This window comes from Piscibacillus salipiscarius, from assembly GCF_042685285.1.
GTDB lineage: Bacteria > Bacillota > Bacilli > Bacillales > Alkalibacillaceae > Piscibacillus > Piscibacillus salipiscarius.
Genome location: NZ_JBHUMZ010000019.1, coordinates 96,836 through 121,210, shown reverse-complemented (window position 1 = coordinate 121,210; position 24,375 = coordinate 96,836). Strand labels below are relative to the sequence as shown.

The window sequence follows — 24,375 nt, the reverse complement described above, 5'->3', positions numbered from 1 at the left end:
GGGGGAAGCAGGATGGAAGAGCAATTTCCCATCATCAAAGTGATGGATGATCAAGGCAACGTTGTCGATCAAGCGAGCATGGAGAACATTAACGAAGATCTGGTTAAACAGGTTTATCGTCATATGTTAAGGATAAGAATATTTGACCGAAAAGCGATTAGCCTTCAGCGTCAAGGCCGCATTGGAACGTACCCACCGTTTGAAGGGCAGGAAGCTTCACAAGTCGGAAGCGTGATGGCACTAGGTGAACATGACTGGGTATTCCCGACTTACCGTGATCATGGCGCGACCTTAACTTTTGGCGCTGACATGGTTCGCACGTTTTTGTATTGGAATGGCCGTGCGGAAGGGTGTGTCCCGCCAGAAGGAAAAAATATTTTTCCAGCAGCGGTACCAATCGCAACGCAAATCCCGCACGCAGTTGGCTCAGCCTGGGCAGAAAAGCGTAAAGGAACCGATAATATTGCGCTCTGCTTCTTCGGTGATGGGGCGACATCAGAAGGTGATTTCCATGAAGGATTAAACTTCGCAAGTGTGTTCCAAACGCCAACGGTCTTTTTTAACCAAAATAACCGTTACGCGATTTCGGTTCCGTTTGAAAAACAGATGAACTCGAAGACGATTGCGCAAAAAGGCTTAGCTTACGATATTCCAAGTGTAAGAGTTGATGGAAATGATGTCTTCGCAGTTTATTTTGAAACAAAAAAAGCAGCTCAGCGTGCGCGAAATGGCGAAGGGCCAACCTTAATAGAAGCGGTCACGTGGAGAACGGGTGCCCATACAACAGCGGATGATCCAACGAAGTATCGTCCAGATGGTCAAGGTGAAGATGTGGTGAACCCGGTTGAGCGTTTAGAGCATTTTATGAAAAATAACGATTTCTGGGATGAAGCTTGGGTTGAGCAAATTGAACGTGAATTAACTGATGAAGTCGAATCAGCCGTTGAAGCGATGGAGCAGTATCCGAAGCCGAATCCAGAAGACTTGTTCGATCATGTTTTTGAAAACATGCCAAAGCAGCTATCAGAACAGAAACAATCCTATCTAGCGCTTCTAGGGAGGGATTCTTAATGGATGTAAAAATGGAACAAAAGGTTGATCAAACGAGTAAAACAAATCAGCTAACATTAGTTCAAGCAGTTAACGACGCGCTTAAAACGATGCTTGAAGAAGACGAGCGAACGATTTTACTCGGTGAAGATATTGGGAAAAACGGCGGTGTGTTCCGCGCAACTGAAGGACTACAAGAGGTTTTCGGTGAAGACCGTGTCGTAGATACACCGCTTTCAGAATCTGGAATTGTCGGAACGTCAGTAGGTCTTGCCGTTAATGGGTTCAAACCTGTTGCTGAGATGCAGTTCATGGGATTTATTTACCCAGCCTACGATCAAATTATGACGCACGTTTCGAGAATCCGTATGAAAACGATGGGGCATTTTTCAGTGCCAATGGTGATTCGTGCGCCATATGGAGCGGGCATTCGCGCGCCAGAGGTTCATTCGGATAGTGCAGAGGCATTATTTACCCATATGCCTGGAGTTAAAGTCGTTTGTCCAGCGACACCATATGATGCGAAGGGACTGCTAATTGCTGCGATTGAAGACCCGGATCCAGTTATATTCATGGAGCCGATGAGAAGTTACCGGGCTAAGCGCGAGGATGTCCCTGAAGGAAAATATACGGTTGAAATTGGCAAAGGTGAAAAAATTGGGGAAGGTGACGACATTACGATCATTGCATGGGGAGCGATGGTCCCAGTTGCTAAGCAGGCTGCTGAACAAGCCGGGCAAAAGGGCATCACATGTGATGTATTAGACCTTAAAACGTTATACCCACTTGATCGAGATCTAATTGCGGAGTCGGTTCAAAAAACAGGTCGCTGCGTGATTGTTCATGAAGCACAATCGACAGGCGGGCTCGGAAATGATCTTTTATCCGTCATTAACGATACATCCTTTTTATACTTACGCGCACCAATCGAGCGAGTAACAGGCTTTGATGTGCCAGTGCCATTTTTTGCGCTGGAAGACCATCAGCTGCCAACACCAAAACGAGTGCTGCAAAGTATCGAGAAAGCAGTCCATTTCTAAAGGGGGGATGCTAGCATGCTAGAAGTCAAATTACACGATATCGGCGAAGGGATGACGGAAGGTGAAATCGTTCATTACCTCGTCAAAGAAGGCGATACCGTTAAAACGGACCAGCCACTTGTTGAAGTTCAAACCGATAAAATGGTTGCCGAGCTCCCGTCACCTGGAAACGGAACCATTAAAGAAATCGTTGTACCCGTTGGCGAAACCGTACAAGTAGGAACAACACTTTTAATGATTGAAGGTGAAGGAACTCAGGCTGAGGAAGCTCAAACTAAGAAACAAGATGAAACGCCAGCACCATCTCAAACAAAAGAGTTAACTAATAGACGAATGATAACTACGGTTAATCGAGTATTAGCGACTCCATATACGAGGAAAATTGCTCGTGAAAATGGCATCGATATTGAACAAGTGCCAGCGTCGGACCCGTCAGGACGTGTGACGGAGGAAGATGTCTATCAATTTATGAATCAGGAACCAGAAGCGGAAGAGCCACCGAAAGCAAAGCCGGTAAGAGAATCGCAGCCAGATGAAATTCCGTTTAGAGGCGTGCGCAAACAGATCGCAACCAAAATGACGAAATCAATATACACGATTCCGCACGTCACTCATTTTGACGAAGTGGATTTGACGCGACTAATGGAACTTCGTGAAGAACTGAAAGCAGACGGTATCTCAGTATCTGTCCCAGCCTTTTTTGTTAAAGCTTTAGTCTTTGCATTAAAAGATTACCCAATCTTTAATGCGGAACTGGATGAAGAAAACGAAACGATTAAACTAAAGAAAGATTACAATATAGGTCTTGCGACAGATGTTGAAGAAGGATTGATTGTACCCGTACTGCACGGGGCAGGTCAGTTATCAATTCAGGAGATTCATAAGGAAATTAAAGGTCTTACTAAAAAAGCTCAGGAAGGTAAGCTTGAAGCGAAGCATTACAAGGGCGGCACGTTTACGATGAGTAACGTAGGGCCACTCGGCAGCACAGGGGCAACACCAATCATTAATTATCCAGAAACAGCACTGATTGCGTTCCATAAAACGAAAAAACGCCCAGTTGTTAACGAACACGATGAAATCGTCATCCGCCAAATGATGAATCTATCATTATCATTTGACCACAGGGTAGCAGACGGGGCAACGGGAGTCGCCTTCTCAAACCGCTTTATAAGTTTAATAGAAAATCCGAGTAAACTCATGCTGGAGATGATATAAATGGTTGTCGGAGAAATGATCGAAGAACGTGACCTTGTCATTATTGGCGGAGGTCCAGGAGGTTACACGGCTGCGATTCGTGCAGCGCAGTTAGGGCAAAAGGTCACACTGATCGAAAAAGACGTATTAGGCGGAGTTTGTTTAAACAAAGGGTGCATTCCTTCTAAAGTTTGGGCGTATGCTGCACGGAAAAAATCAGAGATTCCTCATATGGAAAGCTTAGGTTTTGACTTAGTAGAATCCGGACTCGACCTCGGGAAGCTTTTAGCATACAAAGATCAAGTGACGACTCAGCTTCGAAAAGGTGTTGAAGCACTGTGCTCAGCCAACCAAGTTGAGGTGATTCAAGGTGCTGCAACATTTACGAGTGACAATAAAATTGGGGTTGAGAACGGCCATCAGTTTGATATCTATCAATTTAAAAAGGCCATTATCGCAACCGGAAGCACGCCTGTATTGCCGGGGGAATTATCTGATGTGCGAGAAAACGTGATTCTATCAGACGCATTGTACGAATTTGAAGAAATCCCTGAGAGCTTGATCGTATATGGGAGCGACGAACTTGCACTCGAAGTAGCATCTGTTTATTCAGAGTTCGGCAGTAAAGTGACGTTGATTTTACCAGACTCACTAGGCCTTGATGCCTCAATTGAAAAAGAGCTGATGAGAGTATTTAAGAAGAAAAAGGTCAAAGTCATTAAAGGAGCAGAAGAATTTTCAGCAGAACAGACCGACCAAGGAATACTAGTTTCATTGGTGGATGATAAAGGAAAATCTCAATCTATTGAAGCGGTTTACTTATATACGAGTGGTGAGCGCCAGCCTAATGTTCAAGATTTAGGCCTTAATCGATTCGGAGTTGACCAGGCAGATGACGGACGTGTTGTGGTTAATCATATGGCGCAAAGTTCAAACCCTGATATATACGCAGTCGGGGATGTCACAGCAGAAGGCCCAAACCTTGCAGTCAAAGCGATTAAGCATGGGAAGGTCGCAGCTGAGGCAATCGCAGAAGGCTATCCAGAAGTGGACCTAACCTTTTTACCAACCATTATTCATACAACGCCACCTGTAGCATCAGTTGGCATGACCGAATCTGATGCAAAAGAAAGCGGCATTGAATACCGAACAGGTGAGTTCTCACTGAAAGCGAACGGCTATGCGATGTTATCAGGGCAGAAAGAAGGATTGGTTAAAGTCATTAGCGATGCTAACACCGAAATTGTTCTCGGCATTCATATGATCGGTGCAGGCGCCATAGAATTATCTAGTAACTTCGTACAGTTACTTGAAATGGCAGCAAAGGAAGAAGACGTCACGTTCCCGAACTTCGCCCATCCAAGTATGGACGAAGGTTTGCTCGAAGCAGTTGAAGCCCTAACAGGTCAAGCTATTCATCAACCACCAAGCCGAAAAAAGGTGAACGTCTAGAGGGCTAAAATAGGGAAGCATTCAATGTAAAATAAATCTAAATAGAGCAGCATACAAAGAAAATAAAAGACATACCAGACGCATTTTGCAGTTAAAAGTAACCTAGAAGTAAAACAAGAGCAAGTTGCTCTTAAATATAAAAACTCACATTTCTAAAAGGAGTTTGGGATAGGTATATAGAATCATCTTATATTAAACAACTTGAGTGACGAGCCAGAGAATCATTTTATATCAAAAAATGAGGGGGAACATTTTATGAGAAAGATGTTTCAGTTGATGAGTGTGGCAGTCATAGGTTTAGGGCTATTAGCCGCATGTGGTGAAGAGAGTGGATCTCAGTCTGGTGGGTCTGGAGGAGATGGTGAAACTTATTTAGTAGGTGCGACTCAAATTGTTGAGCACCCGTCTTTAGACCGAGCATATGAAGGGTTCCAAGAGGCGTTAAAAGATGCAGGTCTTGATGTAGAATATGATTTCAGCAGTGCCCAAGGGGATCAGAACAACGTTAAAACAATTTCAGATGGCTTCGTCGCAGATAATGTGGATTTAATTTTTGCGAACTCTACGCCGAGTGCGCTTGGCGCTTTAAATGCAACAAGTGACATTCCAATTGTTTACACATCTGTTACAGATCCAGTCGATGCGGGCTTAGTTCCATCAATGGATGAAGCGGGGGAGAACATTACTGGTGTATCTGATTTACACCCTGATGCGATTAGCAAAACGGTCGAGTTTATCGATGCAAATTTTGAAGGTGCAACAGTTGGTATGATCTATAACGCAGGTGAGCCTAACTCGGTTTCACAAATTGAAGATGTGAAAAAAGCCGTTGAAGGCACGAGCCTATCCATCGTTGAGCGTACCGTTGCGAACGCAGCAGAAGTTCAGCAAGCATCTCAATCACTAGTAAGTGAAATTGACGTATTTTACATTATTACCGATAACACAGTTGTTGAAGCGTTAGACAGTGTCGTCGGTGTTGCCAATGAGCAGGATATCCCGCTTATTGTCGGCGAGCCTGACTCACTTAAAAAAGGTGGATTTGCAACATTTGGAATTGATTATCACACAATTGGATACCGCACAGGTGAAATGGCAGCTCAAATTCTAAAAGGTGAAAAATCACCTAGTGACATTAAGCCAGAATATCCGCCTGAAATTCAGCTGTTTATCAACAAAGGCGCTGCGGAAGAGCAAGCCGTTGAATGGAAGAGCGAATGGGATGAAGAAGCGCAGTTAGTAGAAGCGGCAGAATAAAAAAGTAAAGCAGGCCTCGGCCTGCTTTACAACCATACATAAGCCGAGAAGGAGGACGCTATGTTAATCGCATTATTCGGTGCAATCGAATCAGGAGTGATCTATGCCATCATGGCCCTAGGTGTCTACCTATCTTTTCGGGTGTTGGACTTTCCGGACCTGACTGTTGATGGCAGCTTCGTAACAGGCGCAGGTATTTCTGCCATGTTAATCGTAAATGGAGTATCACCCGTATTCGCAACATTAATCGGAGCTTTAGCTGGATTCATAGCTGGCTGCATTACTGGACTTTTACATACAGCAGGTAAAATTAATGCCTTGCTAGCAGGTATTCTAATGATGATCGCACTTTACTCGATTAATTTACGGTTCATGGGGCAACCGACTGTTTCGCTATTAAACGAATCTACTTTAATTAGTCAAATCCATTCGTTTTTAGGTGGAACAGGGATGGATTCAGCCTTAAACGGCATGCTTCAACTTTTTGGTGCAGATCGTGTTCCAACCACATGGTCCATTTTAATTGTTATGACTGTTGTAACAGTGGTAATCAAATTCTTATTAGATTATTTCCTCAAAACAGAAGTTGGCCTAGCCATTCGCGCTACAGGTGATAACCAAAAAATGATTCGCAGTTTATCAGCGAATACGAACTTCCTGATTATTGTTGGAATTGGATTATCAAACGCTCTTGTTGCTTTATCAGGTGCACTTGTCGCACAGCTTGGAGGTTTTGCGAACTTAAACATGGGAATTGGGATGATCGTGATTGGACTGGCATCCGTCATTATCGGTGAGGCTCTATTTGGTAAAAAGACAATCGCTAGGGTGACGCTGGCAGTCATCTTAGGTGCTATTATTTACCGAATTGTCGTCACTCTTGCCCTTAGGGTCGAATTCCTTGAGTCAAGTGACCTTAAGCTCATCACAGCAGTTCTTGTAATCGCAGCTTTAGTTGCGCCAAAAGCCTTACAAGCACAGCGCGAAAGGAAACGCCGCATCGCCAAACGCACAGCCCTAGCCCAGCAAAAGGAGCGTGAAGCCAGTGCTTAAAATTGAAGATGTCTCTATGACATTTAATGAAGACACACCAGATGAAAAGAAAGCCTTACAGCGGATTAACCTACAACTAAATAAAGGTGAATTTGTAACGGTCATTGGAAGTAACGGAGCAGGGAAATCAACGCTTATGAATGTGGTTTCGGGCAGTCTTCTTCCAGATGTCGGTGAGGTGTTTATTAACGAGAAGAATGTGACGCATCTACCAGAATATAAACGATCGAAAATGGTTGGCCGCGTATTCCAGGACCCTATGGCTGGCACCGCGCCATCTATGACAATTGAAGAAAACTTAGCCATGGCTTACGCGCGAGATAAAAAGCGCCGCTTAGTTCCAGGTGTGAGTAAAAAGCGAAAAGATTACTTTAGAGAATACCTTGAGACTTTGAACTTAGGATTAGAAGATCGACTGAACGCCAAAGTCGGTTTCTTATCCGGTGGTGAACGTCAAGCCTTGTCCCTCCTTATGGCGACGTTTACTGAACCATATATATTGTTACTCGACGAACATACTGCAGCACTCGACCCATCACGAGCAGAACTCATTACAGAAATTACGAAAGATGTCGTTTCGAAGTTCGGCCTAACGACGTTAATGGTAACGCACAACATGCAGCAAGCACTAGACCTCGGGGACCGTCTGTTTATGATGGATAAAGGTCAAGTGATTTTTGATGTAAAAGGCGAAGAAAAACAAAAGCTAACGATTCAAAACTTGTTAGATGAGTTCCAGCGCATTAGAGGTAAAACGATTGAAAGTGACCGTGCTGTGTTAGGTTAATAAAAAAAGACGCATGGGGGTTGAAGTGACCCCAAGCGTCTTTTTAACTTATCAACAGGTTTTAAATAGATATCAACATATATTCAGTATATATCAACAGGTTTGGCGAATTTATCTACAAGTTTATTAGAATTATCAACAAGCAAGTGTGAATTAATAACAAGTATTAAGGGTTAATAACTAAGTTAGGTACACACGCCCTTCGATGAGATCAACTGTTCGTATGCTCTTGCTTCAATCACCTCTCCAACAAATTAATCAGCGTTTTAAATTGTGGATAACTTGTGTAAAACTTATATTGAACCTATTATTTATTTAGAAATTAATCCATTAAAGACTTATATTCACCCAATAACTCTTCCACGTAACCCCAAACATCTTCTTTTGAAACGTCATCACTCAGCGTTGCATCTAAGCGAATAACTCCACCTTCATAAGGGTACTGAACGATTAATAAATTGTCGGCAGGACGCTCCTGGTAAAGTACCGTGCTATCCGAAATGGTTTTTGGTTCGAAATTTAGGTTTGGGTCAATTAATGTCTGCATCGATTCCGAAGTTAAAATAAGTTCAAAATTAGGGTTGTCTGAATATGGCCCATAGATATAATCAATATTCAGTTGATCTTCTTTGTCCTCAATTTCATCCTCTGACATTAATTTAGAGTCAGATACCTTGTTGTCAAAACCTATACGAACTTCTCTATTTTTCTGTCCTCCAGGCTGGCCAAGAACACTAGCTACACTGACCTCGAACCCCTCAGGTTCAATGATTTGTATATTAACATTACCAGATTCTTGAATAGACTTTTCAATGTCTTGAATACTCTTTTCCTCGCTGGTGGCACAACCAGCTATTAATAAAATGAATGATAGCAAAACGAAACTTTTCTTGATCATGTTATCAACTCCTCTACTTACATAACGTATGATGGATTCATTTGTTTCACATTTTTGTAATATTAAAAAATTTTAGGGTCAAATAAAGCAAGAAAGAACTTGCTAAAGTCTGACATCAAAATTAGAAAAGTCTCCTTCAGATCACAACCTCCACATGAAATTTTAAAAGTACATATGTTATTTATGTTAAAATAACGTTGGAAATATATAGAATAAATTTAGAGGTACCAATATGATAAAAGCTGTTCTGTTCGATTTAGATGGCACGTTATTGAATCGAGATGAGTCTGTTAAAAGCTTCATTCACAATCAGTACGACCGATACATACAATTCATGAATCACATTCCAAAAGATACATATATAAATAGATTTATAGAGTTAGATCAACGAGGATATGTTTGGAAAGACCGAGTTTATCAAGTATTAGTGGATGAATTTAGGATTGCCAACATAACTTGGGAAGATCTACTTCAAGATTATATTACTCAATTTCAAAACAACGTCATTCCTTTTCAGGACTTAACCTCCATGTTAGATGAGTTAGTGAACACAAACCTCACTCTAGGATTAATCAGCAACGGAAAAGGGCAGTTTCAAATGAATAACATAAAAGGACTTGGAATTGAGAAGTTCTTTAACACCATCCTAATTTCGGAGTGGGAAGGTATTAAAAAGACAAATCCAGAAATATTTAATAAAGCGATGCGTGAATTAAATGTGGAACCCCATGAAAGTATGTTTGTAGGTGATCATCCAGAAAAAGACGTTCAAGCAGCTCAGAATGTAGGTATGCTTAGCGTATGGAAACAAAGTGAAGAGTGGACTGACGTCATAGCAGATTACTGTATAAACCACCTAAACGAGATTCCATCAATACTTGAGATACTTAATAAGGAGTGACAACATGCATTTCAAAGAATTTGGTTTAATTTTGTTTGTTGAAAAATACGATGAGTGCATTTCATTTTATCGAGATGTATTAAAATTAAATGTATTGAATATAAAAGACACACTTGTAAAATTCGAAATTCCACAAGGTTATTTAATGGTCGAACAAGGCGGAGTAGGCTTGGGTATAGAAAAAACAAGAGACCAAAACCCCACTGTTCTACGTTTTGATGTCGATTCTTTAGATCAAGTGGTAAGTGATTTAGATCAAGCTGGCGTTGATTTTTCGAATAAACAATTAACATTTGATTGGGGTAAAATTGCTGTTTTTCATGATCCAGATGGTAATCGGATAGAAATAGGAGAAATTTTTTAAGTAAAGGAGAACTCTATGACTTCCGCAACTATTAAAGAGCTCAATTCACATGAAGAAATACTAAAGGCTTACCCCATTATGAAGCAACTAAGAACACACCTTGATGAACAAAGTTATCTTGATTTGGTGTTAGAAGCTAAAGAAAAAGACCGATACAAGTTGTATGCATTAATAGACCAAGGTGAAATTGTTGCTGTAGCAGGCTTTAAGATCATGACCACACTGTATTACGGCCGGTTTGTGTGGGTCTGTGATTTAGTAACGGATCAACATAATCGATCAAGAGGTTGTGGAGAGAAGCTACTTAACTACGTCCATAAATGGGCAAAGGACCAAGGTTTAGAAAGTGTAGCATTATCTTCAGGTTTGCAGCGCGAAGAGGCACACAGATTTTATGAAGAAAAAATGGATTACAATAAAGTAAGTTATGTGTTTAAGCATGAACTGTAGGAGTGTGAGGCAGATGTTTTCCGATGAAGAACACGAATCCTATTTAGAAAGTATTACAGTAAAAGACTTACAGAAGTATATAAAAGCTAAAGATTTTAAGCCAGATTTAAAGCATACTTACTTTCATAAGTTAATAGAAGAAGTTGGTGAGCTTTCTGAGGTCTTGCGAAAAAATAAGCGAATAGAGCAGTCGGACTCTATAAAAGGGACAATTGAAGAAGAATTATACGATGTGCTTTATTATGTCATTGGTTTAGCAAATGTGTATGACATTGACTTAGAAGAATGCTTTCATTTAAAAGAAGAAATTAATAAAGAGAAATATCTATAATTGGTTTAGTAGGAGTGATTAAGGTGGCATACCATGATACATATCGTTTCGGAGCCCATGCCGGGATCCTAAACTCAGTAGGTCACATGCTCCTATTGAAACGCACTTATGGAAATAAGGGCTGGAGTACTCCCGGAGGTAGTGTTGAACCAGGGGAAACAATCCATGAGGCATTATATCGCGAGTGCCGTGAAGAACTTGGTTTAGAAGTACAATCTGTGACTTTAACTGGTTTTTATTATCATAGTGTTAACAATTCACAAGTTGCCATGTTCCGTTGTTCATTGCCAGAAAGCGAGGAGATTAGACTCAGCCACGAACATTCTGATTATAATTGGTTTCCTGTTGATGAATTGGGTGAAATACAACAAGTTAGAGTCAGGGATGCTATAGAGTTTCGAGGAGAGGTCATTAGTCGTAGTTTTTAGGGGAAATTATACTCTAATAAACAAAAGGAGAATCCAATGATAACTGTTATTTAAGTGTATAATGGCATGACCATGTTAGATGGTATAAAGACGAATAAATAATTATTAGCTAACGAGGTGTTTTAATAGTGAAAATTAGTGAAAGCATTAATCCATTCAAAACTTTACGCATTGTACTTATGATTGTAACTTTCCTCTTAGCAGCTACTTCTCTTGTTTACTTATTACTGCTCAAAACAGCCGTAACTCCAATCCAAGTAGCCATGCATTTTTCGCTAGGACTGTTTATGGGTGTTCAAGCGATTGAGATGGTTAAAATGAAAAAAGAAAAGTATGTTACGTTGTTTACGATTGCTTCTTTATTGAATATGTTTGGGGCAGCTTATATATTATGGCTTTATTTATAAAGAATCATTTTCAACATGAATTAAGCGCTTCGCAAAATGAATTCTTTGTTGGTCTCGCTTCTCTTCAATAAAGTGATTTGATTGATAGAATTGAATCGCGTTTTGCCAGTGCTGGTTGGTTTCTAAAACTAACTTAGTGTATTTCATATCTAATGCGTACCTCTCGAGTTGCTGTAGCATTTTGTTTGCCAGTCCGCGCCTTCTGAAGGCTTTCTTAACCGACATTCGCTCAATTCTGCCAGTATGAGAACCTTCTTTCGTTATAGCACCTGTACAAACTAATTCTTGATCAATAAAACCTATGAGAAATATGTAACCACGTCTCGAGTAATAATCGGTGATGGAATTTAAATCAGGGTTTAGAGAATGATCGATGTATCCGAAGTGCTCTAAAAAACCTTCCAAAATATGAGCTTTAGCATCTTCATCGAACTCTTTCGATACTTGTACAATTTTAAGCTTGTCCATGGTGCCCTCCGTAGTTTGTAACATCGCAATTATTAAGGCATCGAACTCGTCGCAAGTTCGATGAAAATAGCAACAGCTGCAAAGAAAATGGTAATCAGAGTCGTAAATAGAATTAAACGCTTCATTTTACCTTTTCCAAAGTAATAAAATGTCACGCCTAATATAATAGCCCCGCCCCAAAAGGACAAGCCGATGGTAGTAACGAGCTTGGTCCAATCAAAGATCCAGAAATAGATAATCACTAGTTGTACTAACATGACGAAAATAGATAGAAAACGAATCATAAACAAGCTCCTAAACTCTAGTTAAATGTGAATCTTTAAAACTACTAGGGTACTTGAGTCCATACCCAATTCCGCGGTCCATTCCAATATGGGCAACCCATATGATGGAAATGGCAAGCATGAAAGAGGATGAAAAAATGAGTGCTACGCCTAGTAGTAAAGCTGGGGTGAGGTAAGTATGACATAAGTTATAGATCACGGAACCAATCTTAGGGTTTATTAAATAACCTAACATACCAAGGTCGGGTGCTAATAATAGAATGATAAACATGATCCAACTGAAATCTAGTTCATTATAGATGTACAAACTAATAACAAGTACCGTAAGTCCTTCTAAATGCAGCAAAATTTTGCTCACATAATCTCACCTCGGTTTCTTAAGTTATTAAAACTCCAAACCATTCTTACTAATAAATTTTATACTTTTCGCATCTTCAGGTGTTACGTTTACGTTATACCATACGCGTAAGTTCTGACCAGGGACATTTTGAATGTTAGAACCTTGTTCCCCAATTTGAACACCTGAGACAAATGACGTCACAATCCCGTGCATCACACCATTACTGAATGAGTAACCGTAATTCGCAAGAGCCTCCGTTAGTGGTAGCCCTTCAATGAAATTCACGACCTTCCATCCAAACATATTTTTCTCCGTTAAGGCAAAACCGTAAGAATCATCCGTATAATATAATGTATACGCATGATTATCCTCTAAATGCGTGATGGCCGTTTCATTTAAGTGAATACCTTCCTTTTTAGCAGCCTTTTCTACAGCTTCATGAGGCTGTGAACTGGCGTTTAGCTGTCCATATAGAATCCAAGCTGAAAGCAATATTGTTAATGTGGTGATGATGGTTTGTTTAACCTTTTTCATACCGTTCGCCCTTTCGTTCATCCTATTTATATAAAACACTAAATTAAAAAGTTAAAAGTCTTTCGATTAACGAAATAATATTTGCTAACTATTCCAAATATTAGTATAACGGTATTAGAGAAAAATGACTATATGTTTGGGGGAGGTTTTTGAAAAAGGTTTTTCTAGTGGTAAAATAGAAGCAGAATAAATAATTGGAAATTTTTACGCAAATTGAGAGTGATAACATGAGTCATAAATTAAAGGTCGGAGAATTAAATGAAGAGTACCTTACAGATGAAGATGTTTGGAGAATTTTAACGATAGTGTTATCTCCTAAATCGGTGAAGTCTTCAACGTATAAATACGCATTAATTAAATCTATTATTGAAAATTTATATCAAGTTAATGATGATTTCGAATTAACTTATGACCAATTAGCTTACGGTTTCACGAAAGTTTATTGGAATTTAGTTGTTCACCATGACTTAGTCAAACAGAACAGAGGTAATGGAAATGCTAAAGCAGTCACTGACATATTAGAGTTTCAGATGAAACATGCGATACCAAGTGAGTTTAGCTTCGATAAAATAAATGATAGGCTCCAATTAAAATTAGTGTCAAAAATTAAGTCAGTGATGAAAACAAATGTATTTGGAGCATTGTATGGGGATACAAAAGGTCAATTCTATGCTTTTGACCATAAACGTGAGTACTTCAGGCTTAAACCTGCTGTTCATCAATTTATGTTAAGATACCAGCTACTTTTGACAAATCTAACAAACTATCATATGGCAAGAATGATTGAAGAGTTAAACGAAGTACCTAATATTAATTATCTTTTAGAAAAAGTGGAGACTATCGCTAAACGCAGCTCTTTAAAACCTTTTGAAGAAATCCTGCTTCATTATTTTGAAGCTAGCTGCTTTTATTGTGGAAAAGATCTTTCAAAGAGCAACAGTCAAACTGAAGTAGACCATTTTATCCCTTGGTCGTTTGTTCAGTCCGATCAGATTTGGAATCTGGTTCTGTCATGTAGGAACTGTAATAATTCAAAGAGAGATAAACTGCCTGAACGGAGTTATTTAAACTCTATCATTGACCGAAATGAAGAATTAGTAGAGAAAGTAAATGAGTCAAAGAAAGTGTTAAATAATTATAAAGATAAAAAGATTATAATGCTATACGACTATTCTATCCGAAATGGATTTGATGAGATTTGGGTGCCTAATAATCGTTAGTCTTATACCATTAGTTATAAGCAGCAATAGAAAACTACTCCACAAAATTAAACTTTGTGGAGTAGAAAAATTCTCACGAATCTTCAACCTCTATTAAATAGATTTTTTCTTTAAACCCACCACGTTCTAAGGCTTTTTGTTTTCTAATTTCTTCAACTTTATAGATATCTTCGCCATGAATTTCAGAAAGTGAATGGAGGAGTTCCAGCACATCTGCCAGTTCTTCTAGAGAATTATGGTTCTCCTCAGAATCAAAATATTCATTTACTTCTTCAGATAACTTGCGTTTAATCTCTAGTTCGTAATCATCATCATTTAAAACTCTTGTTTTATAATTTAATCCCTGCTTCTCCATAATCTCAGGGATCTTGTCTCTTATAAGTTTGTTATATTTAGGCATATAACACCTCCTCACACACTATCTTTTTTTTCCTTTTTCAATTCATCTTTTATCTCATCCAAATACTTTGTGAACTTCGATTCGCCGGAATAACTGAGTGACAGGAATTTATGTGCTCGTGTCATGGCAATGTACAATAATGACGCTTCTCGGTTCTCATCTTCCTCTAAAAAGAAAGGCATATTATCAACATTAACGATGAAAACGGCTTGGAAGTCTAGTCCTTTACTGGATTCGATGGTGCTAATTTTGACTTGTTGGTCGTTTTTGACGTAATTACGTTTAGTTTCTGGACTTTCGCTGATCCAATAGTGTGGTATGTCTTGTTGCTTTAAGGTGTGTTGGATGGTTCCAATATAATCCTTAGATGATAGCCTTTTTACGCGATATAATATGACCATTTCATCATAAGGGACTTTTTCTTTATCGTGTAACTTCTTAATAATTTGAGTGACCTTTTGCATTTCATCTTTAAAGTTATTAGCTTTATAGATAAATGGCTCGGGCCCTTTTCTAGGCGTCGTCTTCGGTGCTATGATTTCACCTTCAAAACCTTGTTCCACAACTTTGTCTTTTAGCGTAGAGTTTCTTTGGTAAAATTCCCATGCGAAACGAACGATTTGTTGAGTGTTACGGTAATTGATTGACAAGATTTTAGATCGTCCTCGGAAGTTCAGTCCTGTATCTTGGACGTAAGAACGTTTTCGTTTATAAATCTCTTGGGCCCGATCCTCCACTAATAATAGGGACTGGGTTCTAGGGTTTAGGAGATAACTCACAAGCTGAAGCCATTCTTGTTTAAAGTCCTGCCCTTCATCAATTAACACAGCGTCGTACTTTTCAATTAGTTGATTATTAGACTTTAATGTTTCAATTAGATTCGGTAGTTGTTGTTCACTAACCTTAAGCTTGTTTTTAAGTAAAGAGTGAAAGTTATAAACGTCAATTTTACCTTCAGATGTTTGTTCTTCGTCTGGTTCAAATAGTGACGCTTGTGCACCTTCGTGTTGCACTTCCTTGACTTTTATATCGATCAGCTGTTGAAGGTATCTTGAGAGTGAAATGTTGTAACATAGTACTAAGATGTTCCAGTCAGGGTTTTCTCTTGCTAATAAGGCTGCGCGGGTTGCAAGGATAAGCGTTTTACCACTGCCTGCGACACCACGAATCAGTCTATTTTTATCACCAATGTTTTTTGCGTAATTCTCTTGGTGAATATCCATCGTTTTAAGGTTGTGCATTGAAAGTAGTATTTGGTCTTGATGTGGAACGGGATCCCGATAGTCAGCGCTAATTCTAACCTCAGGAAGTAGATTTCCTCTAATAGCACTAATATCATCATTACTTAAAGGTTCACGCAATCTGAATGGAATTTTAAACATATTAATGATTTTTTCAATTATCACTTCTTCCGAAAAATCTTCATTGTCAGGGTCAATTTCATTACGTGCCAGGCAGAATTGTGGACTGATCACGTTGTATAACGAATGCTTTGTCATATCAGTCGTATGTAGTCTTGTAAAGACAGCCCCATATCCACAAGGGAATTTTAACTTATGCATATTGCGGCCTTCAGTTTGGATGAGATTCGTATCTTGTTTTAAGAAGTTCATAATATGGTAAGTGAATTCTTCTGCTTTTTTATATGGATTTTTCTCGAAAGCTTGTTGCTGATTTTTTCCAAATATAGTCCATTCGTCTTTCGTCGCCTGGACAATCGTTCCTAACGTCCAGTCCTTAACTTCAAGCACAATTAACCCAAGATCAGGGCCTATAATGACAAAGTCAGGTCGTCTGCCGTGAATCTCAGGTTCGTAGTAAACCAGATAGTCGTCTGGTAAGTAATTTTTTAATGTATGAAATAATAGACGCTCACCAGCTGTAGCTGTTCGTTTAATTACCTCTGGTACGGTCTGTGCCATAAACGTCACCTTCTAACATAAGTTGACATTATTTTAACATAATTTGGGTTGAAATCGGTAAAACAGTGGAAAAATGGTTGTTTTATCTTAATATTTACATTTTGTTATAATAAGACAAGGTATTAACTGCTAATTAAGTTCGGAGGAATAAAAATGAAAAAAGACATATTTGTGGTTGGGGCAGTAATTATAAAAGACGGTAATATTTTATGCGCACAAAGGGGGATTGACTCGACCCTTGCATTAAAGTGGGAATTCCCAGGTGGTAAAATTGAAAAAAATGAGTCTCCTCAAGATGCACTGATTCGTGAAATTAATGAAGAATTCAAATGTGAAGTAGAAATAGGAGAAAAGGTTGAACAAACGGTATATGAATATGATTTTGGAATTGTCCATTTAACCACGTACTACTGCAAACTTGTTAGTGGTGAACCAATTTTAACAGAACATGAAAGTATTAAATGGTTAAAACCTGAGGAACTTTCTAAATTGGACTGGGCACCTGCAGATATACCAGCAATAAAGAAAATTGAACGGGATCAACTTATAATTGAAAAGTACTAGGTTTGTGAGGGTGATAGTGCAATGGAGGAATTGATTAAAGATATTGAAAGTTCTTTAAGAAAAGGGTTTATAGATCGGAATGTAAAGAGTACGAATAGATATGAACCGCAATTATTAATAAATAATCAAAAGAGTAAAGAAAGTGTTCTTTCTACGTTTCATGAGGAGTTAGAGAACTGTAATACGTTTATATTTTCTGTTGCTTTCATAACAGAAAGTGGTCTAGCAACACTGAAATCATTGCTGCTGGACCTTAAAAGAAAAGGTATAAATGGAAAAATCCTCACATCTACGTTTTTACACTTTAATCAACCAAAAGTTTTTAAAGAATTATTAAAAGTTACTAATGTTGAGGTGCGACTAACAGATGTGGAAGGTTTCCATGCGAAAGGGTACATATTCGAGCATGACTCGTATCACTCACTGATCATAGGAAGCTCAAACTTAACAGCTCAAGCGTTGAAGGTTAACCATGAGTGGAATGTGAAACTAACTTCTTATGATAATGGTGATTTAATTAATCACTTTAAAAACCAATTTGAGGAGATATGGAATTGTGCTCAACCTCTAACAAGTGAGTGGATTGAAAGTTATGAGAAGCAGTATAAACCTATGTCCAAAGAAGAGTATGTTGATAAAGTCATAGAGTTGCCTGAAGCTTATCAAGTTAATTCAATTGAGAAATCCATGGAAATAAAACCAAATAAAATGCAGGTTGCTGCATTAAGTGAGATTCAAGCAGTAAGAGATGCTGGGCATGATAAAGGATTAGTCGTATCAGCAACAGGAACTGGGAAAACGTTTTTATCTGCTTTTGATGTAAGAAAATATGCGCCAAAGCGAATGCTATTTATTGTTCATAGAGAGCAAATCTTAAAGAAGGCCAAAGAGGACTTTAGAACAATATTGGGTGGTAAAGACGAGGATTACGGATTCTTAAGTGGTTCAAGCAAGGACCTTAATGCTAGATATTTATTTGCCACGATTCAATCGATTTCTAAAGATGAAACTTTAAGTTCTCTTGATCCGAGTTCGTTTGACTATATATTGGTTGATGAAGTACACAAAGCAGGTGCGAAGTCTTACCAAAAAGTCATAGAATATTTTGAACCAGAGTTTTTGATGGGGATGACTGCGACTCCAGAGAGAACCGATGATTTTAATATTTATGAGTTATTTGATTACAACATTGCATATGAAATACGGTTACAAGAAGCTTTGGAAGAGGATATGCTTTGTCCATTTCATTATTTTGGTGTGACGGATTTTGAAATTAATGGTGAAACAATTGATGAAACAACACAGCTTGCTAAACTTGTAACTAATGAGCGGGTTGATCACATACTAGATAAAGTTAATTACTATGGATATTCAGGTAAGAAAGTTAGAGGTTTAATGTTTTGTAGCAGAAAAGATGAAGCCAATAAACTTTCAGAATCGTTGAATGACAGAGGTTTAAAAACGGTAGCACTAACGGGAGATGATTCACAAGAATATCGACTTGATTGTGTTGAAAAACTGGAAAATGAAGAGTTAGATTACATTTTAACGGTTGATATTTTTAATGAAGGTATAGACATCCCAAGTATTAACCAAGTTGTCATGTTAAGACAGACTCAATCGAGTATAATCTTTGTCCAACAATTAGGACGCGGTTTGAGAAAGCATGATACTAAAGAGTTTGTCACAATTATTGATTTTATTGGTAATTACAAAAAGAATTACCTAATCCCAGTTGCCCTCTCTGGGGATCGTTCGCAAAACAAGGATAATATAAGGCGTAAAACAGTTGATACAAGTTACATTACTGGTGTGTCAACAATTAACTTTGAAGAGGTTGCTAAGAAACGAATCTATGACTCTATTAATAATGAAAACTTATCACAACTAAAAATACTAAAAGACGAGTTCCAACAACTGAAGAACAAGTTAGGTGAAACTCCTTATTTAATTGACTTTTGGAAGAACAATTCTATTGATCCAGAGGTGATAGTTGATAAATATGATAATTACTATGACTTTTTATTAAAGGTTAAAGAAAAGGATCTGCCGCCTATAGATATACATGAATATCAAGTGTTAACCATGTTGTCTAAAGAATTGATTAATGGTAAACGACTTCATGAAATAGCTCTACTTGAATTAGTAATAAGAAGCGGTGAGATAAATGAAAGTACCTATATTAATAGACTTCATGAGCTGGGTTGTCAGACAGATCAAGACTCAATTGAATCCGTTAAAAGTATATATAGCTTATCCTTTTTCAAGAGTAACGATATTAAAAAGTACGGTGGCGAGTCCATTTTAGAATTTAATGGACAAGCTATAACACTTAACTCTACACTCTCAAGAGCTATCAATAACAATGAATACTTTAGAAAGTTAGTGTTGGACATTTTGAATACATCAAAAGAGAAATCAAAAGGGTACCGCTGTGATGAGCCTTTTACTTTATATGAAAAATATTCAAGGAAAGATGCCTGTAAACTCTTAAATTGGGAGCAAGATGAAAGTTCCACAGTTTATGGTTATAAAGTGAAGCACGGAACATGCCCAATATTTGTTACTTACCACAAAGAAGACGTTGAATCTAGTATCGATTATGGTGATGAATTAATTAGTCCGGAAGTTTTCAAATGGTACACGCGTAGTAATAGAACCTTAGAATCCAAAGAAGTTCAGAAGATCATACAAGCTGAAGAGAATGGTCTTGATATCCATATATTCATCAAAAAAGATGATGATGAAGGTAAGGATTTTTATTATTTAGGTAGAGCAAAACCAGATAAGTCTACCGTGATACAAGATCGTATGTTGGATAAACACGGAAAAGAGATACCAGTTGTGCATATGAATATGTTGCTAGAAAACCCTGTTGAATATAGGTTGTTTAAATATATAAGGGATGAATAATTGATATTTAGGACTAGTAGGGGTTTTTACTACTTTCTTCATCTGGGAACTTAGAGAAAAAATGCCACCATATTTAGTGCCTAAGGCGAATAAGAATATACTATAAATTCGTAAAGGGGGCATGTTAAATGGAACCACTGAAGATATTATTTCTTTTATTAGTGCTATTAGCAGGTGTCGCTTGGCTAGTTAGTCGACACTACGCTAGAAAGAAAGATAATGCCAAGATGGCTTTTATTTACATGCAGGTCAGTTTTGTAGCTCAGTTGGTCGCGGTAGTTGTGTTCTTTTATACTATTTAAAAATCATTAAATAGTGCTAGATTCTCTCTCTATACTTAGCAGTAATAAACTATCAAACCACCCGTTCGCACGGGTGGTTTTGCTTAATCTATAATAGACCAGTAACTTGGTTTTACATTGAAATTAATGTCAAAGACAAACGGGGCATCTTTACCAATACCGTCATTATAGTTTTCTGCTCGGTCATCTAGCCAAGTGTGGTCATCTGCAATTCCCCAGAAAGTGATATTGCTAATAATATCATCATGTTCTTCAAAAGCTTGGAATAACTCATTATACCGTTCGGCTTGGGCTAAGTGGACTTCTTCTGGAATAGCTTCATAAGTTGGATAAGCTCCAGTTGGTGGCCAGCCGTAAATGCTAACATCTAATTCTGTAATTTGGTTATCTAAGCCTAACTCTGCAAACATTTCCATTGATTCTATGATCTCATCCGTTTGTGGCCAGTCCAATTGTATATGGGACTGATGACCAACTCCATCAATTGGAACGCCTTGTTCTAATAAATCCCTTACAAGGTTATATAGTAAATCTGCTTTTTGACCTGCGTGTGTATTGTAATCATTGATATACAGTTTGGCATCTTCTCCAGCGTATTTTCTTACTGTTTTAAATGCAGTTTTGATGTAGTCAGTTCCAGTAATTTGATACCATTTACTCTCACGTAACCCTCTGTCATTACTAGCGTATTCATCAATGACTTCGTTAGCGACATCCCAGTAATCTACTTCGTCTCTATAACGCAAAACAATTTTCTTAATGTGCTTTTCTAGTCGTTTCAAAAGTAATTTTTTGTTTTTTTCGCGTTGTTTAGGGTCAGTCTCTTCAACCATTGGGTTTCCTTTCCTGTCTAAGAAGAACCATTCTGGAACTTGGCTGTGCCAAACGAGTGCGTGAAAGCGGAGCTTCATGTCGTTTTCCTTTGCGAATTTAACAATTTTATCCGCCTCTTCAAAGTTAAATTTTCCTTCTTCAGGTTGGATATTAATGGGCTTCATAACGTTTTCAGCGGTAATGCTGTTATAGTGGTGCTTTAACATTTCGCCATGTGTTCCTTCTAATTGATATGGTTCAACAGCTGCACCGATCTCAAATGAATCTTCATAACGCTCTTTCAAAGGTTCAACCTCTAATCCGTGAGGTGCAGAATCAGCAGTCGTGATGTGGTTCATGCTGAATGGCAGTACTAAACTTAAAGCCATTGTAGTTATAAAAGTCTTTTTGATCCTTTTGTGCATCAAAACAACTCCTTTTAAAGTTATGAAAGGGCTTACATTATTGCTGCAAAATAAACCTCCTTTCATATTAAAGTAGCCCTTATGAAGAGAGGTGTTTATCGAAATTTTCTGTCTAAATCTATTTTTCATTATACTGGCGAAACTTAATTTGTCCATTGGATGAACAAAGTTTTTATAAAAATAAGTCAATTGTAATAGTGTTATTTAACTAGTTAGAACTGTATAAGTAGTTCGTTGATAGTATCTTTGTGAAGTCAAGATCGGTGGTAATGGTGCCCCATGTAGACTTGCGGGGTGTGCTTGTGTCTCAAAGCATACACCTAAATACTTTTTGCCAGTTTGTTGATTAACCTGAACTTGATCATCAATATTATTTCCAGAGTATAAAATCATTCCTGGCTGATTTGTCTCGATTAACAACCGACGTCCTGATTGTGGTTCTACAACTTGAATAGTTGGGTTCTCATCAAATATAAAGTAGTGATCATAGCCTCCACCAGCTATTTGATGCTGTTCATGCTTAGACAACATTCCTTCTTTTAAAGTCCGACCTTGGGTGAAATCAAAGGTATTACTAGCATCGAGTAATTGCCCTGTTGGGATTAAGTCTGAGTTTAGTTCAAGCATCTTGGAAGAAGTGAACGTTACATGATGATTCTCGGCCGTTTGTTTCGCATTGCCCGTTAAGTTGAAATAAGTATGATTAGTTAAAGCTATTGGTGTTTCTTGATTTGGATGTCCTTCGTATTCAATCGTTAATTGATTGTCGTTTGAAAGCGTATAAGTCACTATTATATCAACATTCCCAGGATATCCGTCTTCTGATCTATTTGCTTTAGTTTTCATTTTAACGCTAACGGCATTTTCTTTTGCGAAAGACGTTGCCTCCCACAAGTGGTGGTGCAATCCTTTGCTTCCACCATGCAAGTGATGTTGACCATCATTTTTCTCAAGGTTATAAGTGTTATTGCCTATTGAAAAAGTTGATTCCTTAATGCGACCTGCGACTCTTCCGATGACAGCCCCTAAAAATAATGGGTTCTCTTCATACATTTCGTAATCATCATAACTTAAAACAATATTTTTGAGATTTCCGTTTTGATCTGGAGCTAACCATTTGGTAATAGTGGCACCATAGTTCAAAAGACTAATTGATATTCCATGGTCATTGGTCAATGTATACTCCGTCCATTTATTGAGAACGTTTCGTTGTTCGATTTCCATAATTTACCACCCAAATGTCATATTTGTCCCGTTCGTTAAACTAATCATTAGAAAATTTTCAATGGTAAAAGCACTGACTCCCAGTGAAGCAGAATAACTATTTAATGTTGAAAATTGAAGCGATAGATCGTCATGGAAAAAAGAGAGTAAGTTGTGCTTTAGTTTTCGGTCCAATGAAGGCTTGATCCAATTGTTAGCCATAGCTAAGCGATTACCGATAATGATTTGTTCTGGATTAAACGTGTTGATAATATTAGTAATTCCTATTCCGAGCAGTTCACCTATATCAGAAAAGATTTGATTAGCCATGGCGTTTCCTTGTTCTGCTAAATGTGTGAGATTTTCAAGTGTTGCTTCTTCTTTTGAAATTCCTGACTCCATCGCTTTTTCGATAATTGTTTGTTCTGAAGCGTAAAGCTCCCAGCACCCACGATTACCACATCTGCACAGTTTACCATCTAACTCAATGGTCATATGCCCCATCTCTCCAGAAAAGCCGTTGTCACCTTTGTACAGCTGACCATTTATAATGAGTCCAACTCCAATACCGATTCCTGCACTAATGTAGGCGATGTTATCGTGTCCTTTCCCAACGCCGTAAATTTTTTCTCCGTATGCGCCAGCATTTGCTTCGTTTTCAATCGTTACAGGAACCTTGAATGTACTTTCCATATGCTCTTTTAATGGAGCGTTACTCCACCCTAGATTTGGAGCTAATAATACAGTTCCGTTCTTGTGAACAACGCCAGGAACACCGACACCAATTCCAACTAAACCGTAAGGAGTAGGCTGTATACTAGTTTTAAGGTGATCAACAATGGAACGAACTTGAGCCATGACGTTTTTAAAATCGTGGTCGTTTAGGGTAATTTTCTTTTCAGTCAAGATCTCACCATTTAGATTGGTTAATATACCTAATAAATAATTTACGCCGATATCTATTCCTATTGAATAGCCAGCGTTTGAATTGAATAGAAGCATAATCGGACGTCTGCCGCCAGATGATTGCCCTGGACCTGTTTCAGTTACGATCTTATCTTCCACTAGTTCGTTAACTAAAGAAGAGACAGTTCCTTTATTAAGTTGAGTTCTTTCTGCAATGGATGCCCGAGAAATGGGGGAATAGTTTTTAATTGCCTCAAGCACTAGTGATTTGTTTCCCTTTTTGACTTCATATTGATTAAACGTCTTACTACTGAAATTATACATGTTAATCTCCTTTAACAACTTTGATTAATGCTTATTATACTATCAAATTTAAAATATTTAAATAACTTTGTTTAGCCACTAGACAAACTAAGTTGGTATTGTTATACTTTAGTTAAAATTCAGAATTTTTTCAAGGGGGATT

The 24,375-nt window shown here is 38.2% G+C and carries 27 protein-coding genes; 17 read left to right on the top strand and 10 right to left on the bottom strand.

Features of this window, described 5'->3' with window-relative positions:
- The first annotated feature begins 12 nt into the window (after positions 1–12).
- From pdhA to ACFSW4_RS07525, 7 genes are all read left to right on the top strand, one after another.
- Complete coding sequence (gene pdhA, locus ACFSW4_RS07555; RefSeq protein ID WP_377328461.1) at positions 13–1,071, top strand: pyruvate dehydrogenase (acetyl-transferring) E1 component subunit alpha; 1,059 nt, start codon at positions 13–15, stop codon at positions 1,069–1,071.
- Positions 1,071–2,090: an alpha-ketoacid dehydrogenase subunit beta gene (locus ACFSW4_RS07550; RefSeq protein ID WP_377328459.1), complete on the top strand. Its 1,020-nt coding sequence runs from the start codon at positions 1,071–1,073 to the stop codon at positions 2,088–2,090. The genes pdhA and ACFSW4_RS07550 overlap by 1 nt, the downstream gene beginning before the upstream one ends.
- Before the next feature lie 15 nt (positions 2,091–2,105).
- Positions 2,106–3,308, top strand: a complete 1,203-nt coding sequence (locus tag ACFSW4_RS07545) for a dihydrolipoamide acetyltransferase family protein (RefSeq protein WP_377328457.1) — start codon at positions 2,106–2,108, stop codon at positions 3,306–3,308.
- Positions 3,309–4,739, top strand: coding sequence for a dihydrolipoyl dehydrogenase family protein (locus ACFSW4_RS07540; protein WP_377328455.1), 1,431 nt, complete (start codon positions 3,309–3,311; stop codon positions 4,737–4,739).
- Between the two features lie 255 nt (positions 4,740–4,994).
- Positions 4,995–5,996, top strand: coding sequence for an ABC transporter substrate-binding protein (locus ACFSW4_RS07535; RefSeq protein ID WP_054752438.1), 1,002 nt, complete (start codon positions 4,995–4,997; stop codon positions 5,994–5,996).
- Between the two features lie 60 nt (positions 5,997–6,056).
- A complete protein-coding gene (locus ACFSW4_RS07530) occupies positions 6,057–7,049 on the top strand; it encodes an ABC transporter permease (RefSeq protein WP_377328453.1) in 993 nt (330 codons plus the stop codon).
- Entirely contained in the window at positions 7,042–7,836 is a 795-nt protein-coding gene (locus ACFSW4_RS07525) for an ABC transporter ATP-binding protein (protein ID WP_377328451.1), read from the top strand. The genes ACFSW4_RS07530 and ACFSW4_RS07525 overlap by 8 nt, the downstream gene beginning before the upstream one ends.
- Before the next feature lie 322 nt (positions 7,837–8,158).
- On the opposite strand, the gene ACFSW4_RS07520 is transcribed toward ACFSW4_RS07525, so the two are convergent.
- Positions 8,159–8,734 (bottom strand): hypothetical protein, encoded by a 576-nt coding sequence (locus ACFSW4_RS07520; RefSeq protein WP_279401384.1) that lies wholly within the window; start codon positions 8,732–8,734, stop codon positions 8,159–8,161.
- Positions 8,735–8,966: 232 nt separating this feature from the next.
- Between ACFSW4_RS07520 and ACFSW4_RS07515 the strand changes: the two genes are divergently transcribed.
- The 6 genes from ACFSW4_RS07515 to ACFSW4_RS07490 all read left to right on the top strand — a co-directional run bounded on the left by ACFSW4_RS07515 (position 8,967) and on the right by ACFSW4_RS07490 (position 11,615).
- On the top strand, positions 8,967–9,635 hold the full coding sequence (locus tag ACFSW4_RS07515; RefSeq protein ID WP_054752432.1) for an HAD family hydrolase: 669 nt from the start codon (positions 8,967–8,969) through the stop codon (positions 9,633–9,635).
- Positions 9,636–9,639: 4 nt separating this feature from the next.
- Positions 9,640–9,999: a VOC family protein gene (locus ACFSW4_RS07510; protein ID WP_377328449.1), complete on the top strand. Its 360-nt coding sequence runs from the start codon at positions 9,640–9,642 to the stop codon at positions 9,997–9,999.
- Between the two features lie 15 nt (positions 10,000–10,014).
- Complete coding sequence (locus ACFSW4_RS07505) at positions 10,015–10,449, top strand: GNAT family N-acetyltransferase (RefSeq protein WP_377328447.1); 435 nt, start codon at positions 10,015–10,017, stop codon at positions 10,447–10,449.
- Positions 10,450–10,462: 13 nt separating this feature from the next.
- The gene (locus ACFSW4_RS07500) at positions 10,463–10,780 is read left to right on the top strand and encodes a MazG nucleotide pyrophosphohydrolase domain-containing protein (RefSeq protein ID WP_279401382.1); all 318 of its coding nucleotides are present in this window, start codon (positions 10,463–10,465) and stop codon (positions 10,778–10,780) included.
- Between the two features lie 23 nt (positions 10,781–10,803).
- Entirely contained in the window at positions 10,804–11,208 is a 405-nt protein-coding gene (locus tag ACFSW4_RS07495; RefSeq protein ID WP_054752430.1) for an NUDIX hydrolase, read from the top strand.
- A gap of 128 nt (positions 11,209–11,336) precedes the next feature.
- Positions 11,337–11,615: a hypothetical protein gene (locus tag ACFSW4_RS07490; RefSeq protein WP_054752427.1), complete on the top strand. Its 279-nt coding sequence runs from the start codon at positions 11,337–11,339 to the stop codon at positions 11,613–11,615.
- Here the strand turns inward: ACFSW4_RS07490 and ACFSW4_RS07485 are convergent.
- Genes ACFSW4_RS07485 through ACFSW4_RS07470 form a run of 4 tightly spaced genes read right to left on the bottom strand, consistent with a single transcriptional unit; the run spans position 11,610 to position 13,241 of the window.
- On the bottom strand, positions 11,610–12,083 hold the full coding sequence (locus ACFSW4_RS07485; protein ID WP_377328445.1) for a GNAT family N-acetyltransferase: 474 nt from the start codon (positions 12,081–12,083) through the stop codon (positions 11,610–11,612). The genes ACFSW4_RS07490 and ACFSW4_RS07485 overlap by 6 nt on opposite strands.
- Before the next feature lie 32 nt (positions 12,084–12,115).
- Positions 12,116–12,367: a hypothetical protein gene (locus tag ACFSW4_RS07480; RefSeq protein ID WP_377328443.1), complete on the bottom strand. Its 252-nt coding sequence runs from the start codon at positions 12,365–12,367 to the stop codon at positions 12,116–12,118.
- Between the two features lie 10 nt (positions 12,368–12,377).
- Entirely contained in the window at positions 12,378–12,725 is a 348-nt protein-coding gene (locus ACFSW4_RS07475; protein ID WP_377328441.1) for a DUF4260 domain-containing protein, read from the bottom strand.
- 27 nt (positions 12,726–12,752) lie between these two features.
- Entirely contained in the window at positions 12,753–13,241 is a 489-nt protein-coding gene (locus ACFSW4_RS07470) for a hypothetical protein (RefSeq protein ID WP_054752421.1), read from the bottom strand.
- A gap of 227 nt (positions 13,242–13,468) precedes the next feature.
- On the opposite strand from ACFSW4_RS07470, the gene ACFSW4_RS07465 reads away from it, so the two are divergent.
- Entirely contained in the window at positions 13,469–14,461 is a 993-nt protein-coding gene (locus tag ACFSW4_RS07465) for an HNH endonuclease signature motif containing protein (protein ID WP_377328439.1), read from the top strand.
- A 73-nt stretch (positions 14,462–14,534) separates the two neighbouring features.
- Here ACFSW4_RS07465 and ACFSW4_RS07460 read toward each other — a convergent pair whose 3' ends face one another.
- On the bottom strand, positions 14,535–14,861 hold the full coding sequence (locus ACFSW4_RS07460; protein WP_054752418.1) for a nucleoside triphosphate pyrophosphohydrolase: 327 nt from the start codon (positions 14,859–14,861) through the stop codon (positions 14,535–14,537).
- 11 nt (positions 14,862–14,872) lie between these two features.
- Entirely contained in the window at positions 14,873–16,783 is a 1,911-nt protein-coding gene (locus tag ACFSW4_RS07455; RefSeq protein WP_377328437.1) for a 3'-5' exonuclease, read from the bottom strand.
- Positions 16,784–16,936: 153 nt separating this feature from the next.
- Here ACFSW4_RS07455 and ACFSW4_RS07450 point away from each other — a divergent pair, with 153 nt between their 5' ends.
- The 3 genes from ACFSW4_RS07450 to ACFSW4_RS07440 all read left to right on the top strand — a co-directional run bounded on the left by ACFSW4_RS07450 (position 16,937) and on the right by ACFSW4_RS07440 (position 20,562).
- Entirely contained in the window at positions 16,937–17,347 is a 411-nt protein-coding gene (locus tag ACFSW4_RS07450) for a (deoxy)nucleoside triphosphate pyrophosphohydrolase (RefSeq protein ID WP_377328435.1), read from the top strand.
- A 21-nt stretch (positions 17,348–17,368) separates the two neighbouring features.
- On the top strand, positions 17,369–20,260 hold the full coding sequence (locus tag ACFSW4_RS07445) for a DUF3427 domain-containing protein (protein ID WP_377328433.1): 2,892 nt from the start codon (positions 17,369–17,371) through the stop codon (positions 20,258–20,260).
- Positions 20,261–20,388: 128 nt separating this feature from the next.
- Positions 20,389–20,562, top strand: a complete 174-nt coding sequence (locus ACFSW4_RS07440; protein ID WP_279401379.1) for a hypothetical protein — start codon at positions 20,389–20,391, stop codon at positions 20,560–20,562.
- A gap of 83 nt (positions 20,563–20,645) precedes the next feature.
- Here the strand turns inward: ACFSW4_RS07440 and ACFSW4_RS07435 are convergent, their stop codons facing one another.
- The 3 genes from ACFSW4_RS07435 to ACFSW4_RS07425 form a co-directional block, all read right to left on the bottom strand.
- On the bottom strand, positions 20,646–21,800 hold the full coding sequence (locus ACFSW4_RS07435) for an endo-1,4-beta-xylanase (RefSeq protein WP_377328431.1): 1,155 nt from the start codon (positions 21,798–21,800) through the stop codon (positions 20,646–20,648).
- A gap of 204 nt (positions 21,801–22,004) precedes the next feature.
- The gene (locus tag ACFSW4_RS07430) at positions 22,005–23,024 is read right to left on the bottom strand and encodes an aldose epimerase family protein (protein ID WP_377328429.1); all 1,020 of its coding nucleotides are present in this window, start codon (positions 23,022–23,024) and stop codon (positions 22,005–22,007) included.
- 3 nt (positions 23,025–23,027) lie between these two features.
- Entirely contained in the window at positions 23,028–24,233 is a 1,206-nt protein-coding gene (locus ACFSW4_RS07425) for an ROK family protein (protein WP_377328427.1), read from the bottom strand.
- Positions 24,234–24,375 lie beyond the last annotated feature (142 nt).